We start from the raw sequence: 11518 nt of genomic DNA on the forward strand, positions 1-11518 counted from the left end.
TAGTACTTGGAAATCTCGTAAATAGGTTTTTTTAGTGAGGCGAACACTGAAGTAAATTCCCATTAAAAGTAACACAATGGACTTATTAGCAGATGCAATGGTTGAAATGATATCTAGTACAAAAGTGGGGAACTTTATCCCTACTAAATTTACGACTACTCCAAATACCATAGCTTGCAGCGGTGGAAGTGATATGATTCTTTTGAAAATGTGGGCGGCGATGTTGTCATTTTTAGGCCCGCGACTGAAATAGTTGCTCATTCCGTAATTCACAAAGAAGTTCACTACTGAATTCCCTAGATCAAACATAATGGCATAAGTCAACCCCTGTATTCCAAAAATTCCTTCAATCAACGGATAAGCAAAGATTCCTAAATTAAATCCCGCACTTCCGACAGTCATGACTCCTCGGTTTTCGGGTTCTATATTTTTGAATAAGTGAAAAGCGATGAAGGATAAAAACATCCCAAAAAACATCGCAATCAACGGAAGGTAGATGAGGTCCCACGTAATGTTCACTCGAATCATTGTGGAGAATACTAACGCAGGGAAAGTGGTATGCATCAAGAATTTCGATAGCGATTTCCCATCGTGTTCCTGAATAAATCCTGCACTTTTTAACGCATAACCAATGGCAATAATACAGAGAGCAGAACCAAAAACGATATTAGGATCAGTCATTTACGCGGGTTTAGGAAGTGAAATACGGAAAGTAGATCCTTTACTTATTTCAGTGGACTTTAAAATCAATTTCCCTTGGTGGTAATTTTCGATGATCCGTTTTGCCAAAGTTAGCCCCAAGCCCCAACCCCTTTTTTTGGTAGAAAAGCCAGGAGAGAAGATTTTGGAGGTATTACTGGCCAGAATTCCTTTACCTGTATCACTAATATCAATATGAATTTGATTATTCTTGCCTTCTTTTAATTCAATTCTCAAATGACCATTTCCACTCATGGCATCTACTCCATTTTTGCAAATATTTTCAATCACCCACTCAAACAGGTATTTATTGATATTCGCTAATTGGTTAGAGGCTAAAGAAGAATGGATTTCAATGGTCACTTTAGAGGAAATACGAATCTTTAAATAGTTGATAAATGCTTGAATCACGGACTCGATATCCTCTAGTTTTAATATGGGAGCAGATCCAATATTAGAGAACCGCGTGGTGATTGTTTCTAATCTTTGGATATCTTTAGATAATTCCAACACGATATCTGGATTGATATGCGGCTCATTTCTCAATAATTCTACCCAGGCTGTTAGAGAAGAAAGGGGGGTTCCTAGTTGATGAGCCGTTTCTTTGGCTAATCCTACCCAAACTCGATTTTGCTCCGCTCTACGTGAATAGGAAAGAAAGATGTAACCTAAGAATCCGATGATTAATACGACTAATAATTGTGAAAGTGGGTAGTAGCGTAATAATTTCAACAGTTTCGAATTTCCATAATAGATGTATTCCTTCTGGAATCCCATATCCATTTCGATGGGTTTATTGTTCTCAGCAATTATCTCAGCTAACTTCTGTTGTAAAATTTCTTGCTTCTGTTCTGTACTTAACGTTTCTGTTAAGGGGATGTTGATGGAATTCAAATGCCCTGATCCATCTTTCCAAATCACTGGGATCGTATTATTCTCGTTGACTTTTTTGATACGTTCAAAAAAGAAATTAATATCCGCATTATTATCACTGGTCAGCGCATAACGAATAGTCTCCGCATATAACTCAATTTGCTGTTTTTCCCTTTCCTCTAGCTTAGAGACTAATCCATCCGTAAAATAAAGAGAGAATCCCGCCATCAAACTACTAACCGCAAAAAAGGCCACCTTCAACCAAGTATCTCGGTTGTAAAAGGCTAAAGGCAAGGAAAAATCTTTTACTAGTTTCATAATTCTAACCCTGAAAAGGGTACGCTCATCACAAATTACCTACCGTTTATCCAATTTCCCAAATTAATTTTCTAAGGTACTATGCAATACAAAGTACCTTGTCTATATTTGCATTGTCAAAAAAAACAAAAAACCGATGGATATTGAAAACGCCAAGGTGCAAATGAGGAAAGGTATTTTAGAATTCTGCATTCTCAAAATTATCTCACAAGGGGAGGTTTATGCTTCTACCATGTTATCCGAGTTAACATCAGCAAAAATTATGGTTGTCGAAGGGACCTTATACCCTTTATTAACTCGTTTAAAAAACGCGGGTTTTTTAGATTACCGTTGGGTCGAATCAGCCTCTGGCCCACCTAGAAAATATTATTTATTAACTGAGAAAGGCCAGGAATTCTTAGCGGAAATGTCCTCGACTTGGGATGAATTACAAGCATCCGTTAATCAAATTTCGAACGCTTCACCGCAGGCTTAACCAAAAAACATATGAAAAAGACTTTATCAATTAACATTGCTGGATTTGTCTTCCACATCGAAGAGGACGCCTACGCAACCTTAGACGCTTATTTAAAATCCATTCATGCGTATTTTGCTTCTTTTGAAGGATCGAAGGAAATTATCGCAGATATTGAATCGAGTATTGCGGAGAAGTTTTGGAACATCAGAGAAACAGAGAAAACCGAAGCCATTTCTCAAGCGCACGTGGATGCCTTAATCGCTTCCTTAGGAACCATTGCTGATTTCAAACAAGTGGAGGAGGAAGAAGACAAGAAGGAAGGCTATACCGCACCTAAATCAGAAGAAGGTCCTAAAGTTTTCCGTCGTGACATCACCCGCAAGCAATTGGGTGGAGTTGCTGCTGGTATTGCGCGCTATTTTCAAGTAGACCCGATTTGGGTTCGTTTGCTTTTATTAGCCTTGATGAGTGCAAGCTTCCCTATTTTCCAGGGGGGTAATATTGTTTTTTGGGCCTATATTATCCTATGGGCTGCCATTCCAGGTGAAATGAATCCGGATGATGATAAATCTTATCGCAAGTTTTACCGTGATCCAGAGAAAAAAGTGATCGGTGGTGTAATGGCTGGTATTGCGGCTTATACGGGCTGGGATGTGGGTTTATTGCGTGTTATAGCGGTTTTATCAGTTGGACTGTTTGGGTCTGGTGTGATTGCCTACCTGGTTATTTTAGTCATTACTCCGGAGGCGAAAACGATGAAGGATAAGATGGAGATGACCGGTGAGCCGATTACCTTGGAAAATATTGAGAACAATATAAAGAAGAGTATCCAGCCGAATGAGACCGAAGAAAAAGCCTTAACGAAGGTATTATTATTCCCTTTTCGTATCGCTGCGACTGTTTTCACTGCTCTGAAAGTACCTTTGAATATCATTCGTTGGATCGTTCAAATCTTTTTAGGAATCATTTTGTTGATTTTAGCGATTGCCTTAATTATTGCTTTAGTGGTCTTGTGTACCTTCGGTTTCACAGGTATTGATCAAGGACAATTCGTTCATTTAGAATCAATTCCATTGTATTTAATCGCAAAAGACTTGCCTATTTGGGCGGTTCCTTCCTTGGTTTTGGCCCTTTTACCTGTCTTCGTTTCGATCGCTATCGCTGGGGTTTCCTTATTAGCAAATCGTAAATTCTATAATAAGACATATAAGATTGCTTCTACTACGATGGTGATTGTGGGTTGGGTGGGATTATTCGCTGCGGGGGCTTTCTACAGTCGTAATTTCCAACGTTCCGCTTCTTATAATCAAGTAAAAGATATAGCAGTTTCAGATTCGACAACTTATGTGTTAGACATCGATAAAAAAGATAATGAGACGATCTGGCAGATGATGTTAGGCGAAAAGGTGGAAGATTTTACCTTTGATTTCGAGCAAGATGAAGAAGATAATTTTGATTTTAATGAGGTGAACTTTAATCGCGCAAATATTGAAATTGAAGGCTATGATGGGAAGACTATTCAGGTAATTACCTATGCTAAATCGCAAGGTATGACGCGTAAAGAGGCGGAAATGAATTCAAAAAAGATTCAGTATAGTTTTGTTCAGAAAGGGAAAGACTTACGTTTTGACACCCATTTTGGTCTATCAGATGCCCGATTTAGAGCGCAACGTCTCAAAGTTAAAATCATGATTCCTTACGGTAAATCCTTCAGCATGACCCGTGACTTTGCCCGTTACATGGGTAATGTGTTAGAAGGGGGGTATTTCCACGAAGAAGGCCAAGATTTATTCGTTGGTTCTTTATGGACATTCTCAGCAGATAAGGGCTTAGTTTGTTTGAATAGAACACCGCATTCGGATGAAGAATCGAAAAACGAAGACTTCTCTGATGAAAAAGTGGGTTTCACCATTACAAAAGACTTGCAAAATTTCACCTCCATCAAAGGGTTAAATACGGAGTCTTCACAAATCAAAATCACACGTGGTGACCTTCCTAAGATTACTTACAAAGGAAATGAAGCCTTAGAAAGTTCGGTTCACGTGGAAAACAAGGTGTTAATCGTAGACAAAATTCAACCGGGTATTCAGGTAGAGATTGTGGTGCCGGAATTGACAAAAGTGGAATTAGGAGGTAATGCAAGTACAGAAATAGCTGGTTTTACCTCAGGTACTTTCGATGTTATTTTACACGGCTTTCACTCCCTTAACTTGAAGGGAGGGGGAGATCAATTAAATGCCGCTTTATTTGATTCTGCGGAGTTAATTGCTTCTGATTTTGCGGTCGAAAAAGCTTTTATTTCTTTGGATAAATATGCCAAAATAGATGTAAATGCCTCTCAACTGGTACAAGGAAAGAAATATGAAAGTTCGAAATTCTCGAATAAATCAAACACAGGTGTGAGTTATAAATGGAGTTTGTTAAAATAATATGCAACCTTTTTTTATCGCTTTGCATCTAGCAACAAACAAAAAAAATATGAAAAAAATCTTGTCTTTATTCGCCGCCTTTTTAGTCGTTTTTAGTTCTTTCGCAGATCCTGCTGTAATTACTAAAAAATTCAAAGTAGCTAATTTCAAATCCATCGAGTTAGGGAGTGCCTTCGAAGTGCATGTTCACAAGGGGAATGCCTATGCCGTTTCCATTACGGGACGTGAAAAAGATTTGGAAGATATAGAGGTTACTTCTTCCGGCGGGAAATTGCAGATTAGTTATGAGTCAACCTGGAATTGGGGTTGGAATAATAATCGATCTAAAGTAGTCGTTAACATTACCCTTCCTCGTCTTGAAATTGGAGAATTTACAGGTGCTTGTAAAGTCGATTTACAAGGTTTTACTAATGAAGAGGAAATGCGTTTGCTATTCTCTGGGGCAGCAAAAGGAGTAGCTGAGGGACTAAGAACCGATAAATTGCGCATAGAATTAAGCGGTGCTTCAGACTTTAAAATGAGCGGTCAATCTGATTACTTAAAGGTAGATGCCTCGGGAGCTAGTAGCTTGAAAGCATTGGAATTTCTGTCCCGGAATGTAGATGTAGAAGCGTCTGGTGCTAGTAACGCACAATTACATGTTCAGAAATCTTTACAAGTAGATGCTTCTGGTGCTTCCCATGTGAAATACAAAGGAAGTCCCTTGATCAAGAAAGATCTTTCTGGCGCGGCATCGCTACACCAGGTTAATTAAATAGTTTTTCGCCTGCTTCGATGCGAATCGGGAGGGTGTTTTCCGCGGGAGGTATAGGACAGGCGAAATCTTCATTGTAAGCACAATAGGGATTATACGCTAGATTGAAGTCCACCCGCAACCGATTGTTTTTTACAGTTGTTAGGGGTAAATCTAGAAAACGTCCGCCTCCATAGGTTTCTTTGGGGGCGGATTTGTCTTTAAATGGGAGGAAGAAGTCCCCATTTTCACGTTGATATAAGGTTAACGTAACAGAGAATGCCTGGATATCTGCTTTGATTTTGCCAAATAAAATTAATTTCTCCGTGGTTCCATCCGTCATTTTTATGTCCACCGATTGCGCTTTTTCGGCTTTTTCTATGACGAAGTTTACAATGTAATCCTTGTTAAAGGGAAAGTAGTTAAGGCCTTTGAAGGATGCTTTGTCTTTAATGGGAGAATCCTCTCCTTCCTTAAATGCGACATCTTTATCCTTGCGGATTTTCAACACATCGGCCCCCGTTTCTTCTACAGGTTTAGTCGTGGGAATACTAAAATAGGCTAGTAGTGCGATGATTGGAATCAGAAAGAGGAACCATTTGTTGAATTTCATAGGAATGCGTGTAATTTTGGGTTCGTAAAAATAACAATTAATTCAGATGTTTACAGGTATTGTAGAGGCGATGGGCTCGCTGGTAAGGAAAGAAGCAAAAGAGACGAACGTTGAATTTTGGTTCACATCTCCATTTACACATGAACTGAAAGTGGATCAATCACTGGCTCACAATGGAGTTTGTCTCACGGTTGTAGAGATCAAAGGAGATCAATACCGGGTCACAGCTATCGATGAAACCTTGCAGAAGACGAATATAGGCGATGTAGCAATAGGCCAAAAAGTAAATCTGGAACGCTGTATGGCTGCGAATGCTCGTTTTGACGGGCACATCGTACAAGGCCATGTGGATTTAACCGGAATTTGCACAGAAATAAAGGATCAGAATGGAAGTTGGGAATACCGCTTCAGCTATCCGAAAAGCAGTGGGCACGTAACAGTCGAAAAAGGCTCGATTTGTGTGAATGGAACGAGTTTAACGGTGGTGGATTCACAAGATGATTCTTTCACCGTTTGTATCATTCCTTATACCTACGAACACACCGTTTTTCATCAACTAAAAATAGGTGATCGCGTGAACTTAGAATTCGATATTCTAGGAAAGTATATTAAGAAATTAATGCAGCGATAGCCTTATTGACTTTTTCAAAGCCAAAACGCTTCCAAGCAATTTCTTTCTGATCTTGAATCTCTTTCAGGCCTAAATTACCGATGCTTCCTAAGTGCGAGTGATTGATCTCTCGTGTACTTCCGTCGAAAGCACCCTCTTCGATCTTTTTACCCACAATTTGGTAGGCCTCGCGGAATGGAATTCCTTGAACGACTAATTTATTCACTTCCTCTACCGAGAACAATAAATCGTATTTCGAATCCACTAAGAGGTCTTTCTTCACCTTCATGTGACTGACCATGTAGTGGGTGATCTCTAAACCGTCTAAAATTTCCTCGATTGCCGGCATCAATAATTCCTTTGTTAACTGGAATTCGCGGTGATATCCGGAAGGTAAATTGCTGGTTAATAACTGCAATTGGTTAGGCAAGGCCTTTAATTTATTGGCTTTTCCTCTGAGCAATTCGGCTACGTCTGGATTCTTTTTGTGTGGCATAATCGAGCTTCCTGTCGTTAGCGAGCTGGGTAGTTCGATGAAGCCGAAGTTTTGGGAATTGTACAAACACACGTCCATGGCTAATTTGCTCAGCGTCGTGGCGATCTGCGCGATGGCCGTTAAGACATATAATTCGGTCTTTCCACGCGATAACTGGGCGTTGACTACGTTCACGTGTGGCGATTCGAAGCCTAATAATTCAGTGGTGTATTTTCTGTCCAAAGGAAAGGAGGAGCCGTATCCTGCGCCAGAACCCAATGGATTCTTGTTCGCCAGACGAAAAGCCGCCTCTAATAATTCAATGTCCTCTACCAGGCTTTCAGCATAAGCTCCGAACCAAAGTCCGAAAGATGAGGGCATCGCAATCTGCAAGTGCGTGTAACCGGGTAGTAAATCGTTTTTATGGGCTTCGCTTTTGGCGATTAATAAATCAAATAAACGCTCTACCGAATCAGCGATGTGCTGTATTTCAGCCCGCATGAATAACTTTAAATCCACTAAAACCTGGTCGTTTCTTGAACGTCCCGCATGAATTTTCTTGCCTTGATCACCTAATTTCTGCGTTAATAAATACTCGATTTGGGAGTGAACGTCTTCCATTCCGTCATCGATGGTGAAATTTCCCGCATCGATTTGCGCATAAATCGCCTTCAATTCAGCGCAAAGAGGTCCTAATTCATCCGCACCTAAAAGCCCTACTTTTTCTAGCATCGTGATATGAGCCAGGGAACCCAGCACATCATAGCGCGCTAATTGCAAGTCGTACACGGGGTCGTTCCCGATCGTGAATTTCTCGATTTTAGCGTCTGTCGTCTGATTTTCTTTTTGCCAAAGTTTTGCCACAATCTTATTTGCTAAGTTGAACTAATAGATTTTGATAAGTTTGGATGCCTTGTCTTAGTTCATCCAAGAGAATGTATTCGTCTGCAGTATGCGATCTGCCGGAGTGTCCGGGACCGATTTTCGCAGAAGGTATTGTTAATAAAGCTTGATCAGAAAGGGTAGGGGAACCCAATAAAGAAATCCCTAATCCTTTTGCCGCTTGAACCAGCGGATGAGTTTCCTCCATTTTGCTAGAATGTAGACGCATCGAACGAGGAGTTAATTCTGCTTGAACGATCGTTTTCAATTCAGCTAACACTTCTTCTAAGCTGTAACACTCATTTACCCGGCAATCAATCACATAATCACAGGTATCAGGAACTACGTTGTGCTGCTTGCCTGCATTGATAACGGTAACCGTGGTTTTTACAGGTCCTAATAAATCCGAAACCTTCGTAAAGGAATGATTTTGTATGTTTTGAATATCCTCTAAAGCTAAATAAATCGCATTCACCCCCTCATTTCTGGCCGCATGTCCGGCAATTCCTTTCACTTTTGCATCCACCACCATCAATCCTTTTTCGGCGATAGCCATGGCGCAATCCGTCGGCTCACCCACAATCGCGAAATCGATGTGCGGTAATTCGCCAGATTTCAAAAGAGCCTCAATTCCACCCGTTCCGGAGATTTCCTCCTCTGCGGTAGCAGCAATCACGAGATTAAAATCTAGATTTTCTTCTGTATAAAAGGAGACAAAGGTGGCTATCAAACAAACCAAACTAGCGCCTGCGTCATTTGAGCCTAATCCAATTAATTTACCCTCTTGCTCTGTGGCCTTGAACGGATCAAATGTCCAAGAGGCATTTGCCTTCACCGTATCGTGGTGAGAGTTCAAAAGAATCGTGGGTTTAGACGCATCAAAATGCAAATTGCTAGCCCAAATATTATTTCCTAAACGCTTCGAGGTCACCCCCTGCGCTTTGAAAAAATCTTCCAAAATCTGCACCGTCCCCTGCTCCTCTTTACTCAACGAAGGGCAAGCTATTAGCTGAGCTAATAGGTCTTTTGCGGCTAGAAATTGAGATTCTTGGTACATGTTAGGCACTAATTTTAGTTCCAATATTATTTTTCTGCAGATTATCCGCATGGCACAATCTCACTACCGAAACGCCGGCAGAGATGGCCTTTAAAGCATTTTCTAATTTTGGAATCATCCCCGCAGAGACGATACCTTTTTCTTTTAGGTCTTGAAAAGAGGCTGGGTTGATAGATGAAATAACAGAATCATCGTCTGCAGGATCTAATAAAACCCCATTCTTCTCAAAACAATAAGTTAGCGTCACATCGTAAACTGAACTGAGGGCAATGGCCAAAGCCTGCGCCATCGTATCCGCATTCGTATTCAACAATTGACCTGATGCATCTGCAGTAATGGGAGCGAAGACGGGTGAAAAACCGGAAGTTAATAATCCGGAGAGCGATGACGAATTCACATGAATTATATCACCCACAAAACCATAATCAATAGGCTGTACAGCTCTTTTTTTCGAAAATACGATTCCGCCATCGGGTCCTGTTAAACCGAGTGCATTACAAGATAAGGCTTGCAAATCAGCTACGATCGATTTATTAATCCAACCCGCATAGACCATCGTTACGATGCGAAGACTTTCTTCATCCGTCACACGTCTGCCTTCGATCATTTGACTTTCAATTCCCATCGAAGCGGCCATTTGAGTGGCAATCTTGCCACCGCCGTGAACGAGAATTTTGGGTCCTCCTACGGATGCAAAATTCTTCAAAAAGTCAGCCAAGGCGTTCGGATTGTCGATGACATTCCCGCCTATTTTGACCACCTGAAGAATCTGCTTAGAGGACATATCTAGAATAAATAAGGGCTTTCTGTTCTCATTAAGGTTAATATCATCTCTTTCAAGACAGCTTGCGCCGCCCAAACCCGATTCCCAGCTTGCTGAATCACAATCGAGTTAGGAGAATCAATCACTTCATCAGCCACCACTAAATTCCTTCTAACTGGAAGGCAATGCATGAATTTCGCATTATTAGTCAAGCTCATTTTCGCGGCATCAACCATCCAAGCTGGATCAGATGACAAGATCTTGCCGTAGTCCTGGTAGGATGACCAGTTTTTAGCATAAATAAAGTCTGCACCTTCATATGCCTCTTTCGGATCGTTACAAATCTTTGCATTACCAGCGAATTCTGGGGCTAATTCATAGCCTTTCGGATGCGCAATGGTAAAATCTACGTCTGCCTTATTCATCCATTCCGAGAAGGAATTGGGCACACATTGCGGTAAGGCTTTCACATGCGGAGCCCACGTTAACACCACTTTCGGGCGTTCTACCGTCTTGAATTCATTAATGGTAATTAAATCCGTTAAAGATTGCAAGGGATGACGCGTGGCTGACTCTAAACTGAGCAATGGACGCCCGGTATATTTTATAAATTGATTAAGTACTTGTTCGCTATAATCTAGCTCTCGGTCTACTAAACCGGGGAAACTGCGTACGCCGACGATGTCACAATAAGAACCTACCACGGCAGCTGCTTCAGAAATATGCTCCGCTTTGTCACCATTCATGATGACACCTTCGTTCATTTCCAATTGCCAAGAATCAGCCCCCACATTCATAATCATAACCTCCATTCCGAGGTTTTGGGCTGCTTTTTGGGTGGAAAGTCGCGTCCGAAGACTAGAATTAAAGAATAATAGACCGAGTGTACGGTTTTTTCCAATGTGCTTATCAGCATACGGAGTTTTCTTCATCAACAAGGCTTCGTTAACCAAGTTTTGAATATTGTAGGCGTCATTAACCGAAGTAAAATTTTGCATGCTTTTAGCTGTCTAACATTGGCAATTCAGCAAAAATACTTAAAAAGATCAGTAACGATGGCGTTCCCAAGTGAAAACTTGTATCGGGTTTTCGAGTGTTAGTGTTTTTTTACCCGTTTGTTCGAAGTGATTTTTCTCCAAAACCCGTTGAGATCCTTTATTATCCACCGGTGTTTCTGCCCGCAATACCCTTAAGTCAGCATCTTGAAATGCCCAATCGCACAAGGCTTGCACAGCCTCCGTGGCGATTCCTTGACCTCTGTATTTCTGGTCTAACGCATAGCCTATTTCGGTGGTTCCTTCATTATCTGGAAGTCCTGCAAGCCCTAATCCCCCTACAGAGCAGGACGAGGAGTTGAGGATTATTTCCCAATTTGTGTACCAATAATAGTCCAAGGGGAATTTAGCCGTCTGAGGAATCCAATAATTGTTTAACGCTTGAATAGTTTCTTGCTCATAAAACAATTCCATTTTCCAAGTGTTAGGTTGAAGTTCTAGTATTTTTTCTAGACCTTTGTGCCCCAATTGCTTCCAGATTAACAATTGCTGGTGGTCCAATGGGATTAAAGTAAGACGAGGTGTTAGGAGTTTGATCATGATATTGGACTACA

General features: G+C 40.9%; 12 protein-coding genes. 4 read left to right on the forward strand and 8 right to left on the reverse strand.

Features of this window, described 5'->3' with window-relative positions; translation table 11 throughout:
- Together ACILP5_RS00705 and ACILP5_RS00710 are read right to left on the reverse strand one after the other, a co-directional pair.
- The coding region (locus ACILP5_RS00705; protein ID WP_395616724.1) for an AEC family transporter at positions 1 to 681 on the reverse strand (681 nt) is incomplete at its 3' end.
- Complete coding sequence (locus ACILP5_RS00710; RefSeq protein WP_395616725.1) at positions 682 to 1890, reverse strand: sensor histidine kinase; 1209 nt, start codon at positions 1888 to 1890, stop codon at positions 682 to 684. It lies immediately after the preceding gene.
- 136 nt (positions 1891 to 2026) lie between these two features.
- Between ACILP5_RS00710 and ACILP5_RS00715 the strand changes: the two genes are divergently transcribed.
- The 3 genes from ACILP5_RS00715 to ACILP5_RS00725 are packed head-to-tail and all read left to right on the forward strand — an operon-like array spanning position 2027 to position 5530.
- Positions 2027 to 2365: a PadR family transcriptional regulator gene (locus tag ACILP5_RS00715; protein WP_395616726.1), complete on the forward strand. Its 339-nt coding sequence runs from the start codon at positions 2027 to 2029 to the stop codon at positions 2363 to 2365.
- An 11-nt stretch (positions 2366 to 2376) separates the two neighbouring features.
- Positions 2377 to 4776, forward strand: a complete 2400-nt coding sequence (locus tag ACILP5_RS00720) for a PspC domain-containing protein (RefSeq protein ID WP_395616727.1) — start codon at positions 2377 to 2379, stop codon at positions 4774 to 4776.
- Positions 4777 to 4825: 49 nt separating this feature from the next.
- Positions 4826 to 5530, forward strand: a complete 705-nt coding sequence (locus tag ACILP5_RS00725; RefSeq protein ID WP_395616728.1) for a head GIN domain-containing protein — start codon at positions 4826 to 4828, stop codon at positions 5528 to 5530.
- Here the strand turns inward: ACILP5_RS00725 and ACILP5_RS00730 are convergent.
- Positions 5523 to 6122, reverse strand: a complete 600-nt coding sequence (locus ACILP5_RS00730) for a DUF1684 domain-containing protein (RefSeq protein WP_395616729.1) — start codon at positions 6120 to 6122, stop codon at positions 5523 to 5525. The genes ACILP5_RS00725 and ACILP5_RS00730 overlap by 8 nt on opposite strands.
- Before the next feature lie 46 nt (positions 6123 to 6168).
- On the opposite strand from ACILP5_RS00730, the gene ACILP5_RS00735 reads away from it, so the two are divergent.
- Positions 6169 to 6753, forward strand: a complete 585-nt coding sequence (locus ACILP5_RS00735; RefSeq protein ID WP_395616730.1) for a riboflavin synthase — start codon at positions 6169 to 6171, stop codon at positions 6751 to 6753.
- On the opposite strand, the gene argH is transcribed toward ACILP5_RS00735, so the two are convergent.
- Genes argH through ACILP5_RS00760 form a run of 5 tightly spaced genes read right to left on the reverse strand, consistent with a single transcriptional unit; the run spans position 6731 to position 11504 of the window.
- The gene (gene argH / locus ACILP5_RS00740) at positions 6731 to 8071 is read right to left on the reverse strand and encodes an argininosuccinate lyase (RefSeq protein ID WP_395616731.1); all 1341 of its coding nucleotides are present in this window, start codon (positions 8069 to 8071) and stop codon (positions 6731 to 6733) included. The genes ACILP5_RS00735 and argH overlap by 23 nt on opposite strands.
- A gap of 4 nt (positions 8072 to 8075) precedes the next feature.
- Positions 8076 to 9146, reverse strand: a complete 1071-nt coding sequence (locus ACILP5_RS00745) for a M20 family metallo-hydrolase (RefSeq protein WP_395616732.1) — start codon at positions 9144 to 9146, stop codon at positions 8076 to 8078.
- Between the two features lies 1 nt (position 9147).
- Positions 9148 to 9930, reverse strand: a complete 783-nt coding sequence (gene argB, locus ACILP5_RS00750; protein ID WP_395616733.1) for an acetylglutamate kinase — start codon at positions 9928 to 9930, stop codon at positions 9148 to 9150.
- Positions 9931 to 9932: 2 nt separating this feature from the next.
- Positions 9933 to 10907, reverse strand: coding sequence for an N-acetylornithine carbamoyltransferase (locus ACILP5_RS00755; protein WP_395616734.1), 975 nt, complete (start codon positions 10905 to 10907; stop codon positions 9933 to 9935).
- 48 nt (positions 10908 to 10955) lie between these two features.
- On the reverse strand, positions 10956 to 11504 hold the full coding sequence (locus ACILP5_RS00760) for a GNAT family N-acetyltransferase (RefSeq protein WP_395616735.1): 549 nt from the start codon (positions 11502 to 11504) through the stop codon (positions 10956 to 10958).
- Positions 11505 to 11518 lie beyond the last annotated feature (14 nt).

This window comes from Aquirufa sp., assembly GCF_044239315.1.
GTDB lineage: Bacteria > Bacteroidota > Bacteroidia > Cytophagales > Spirosomataceae > Aquirufa.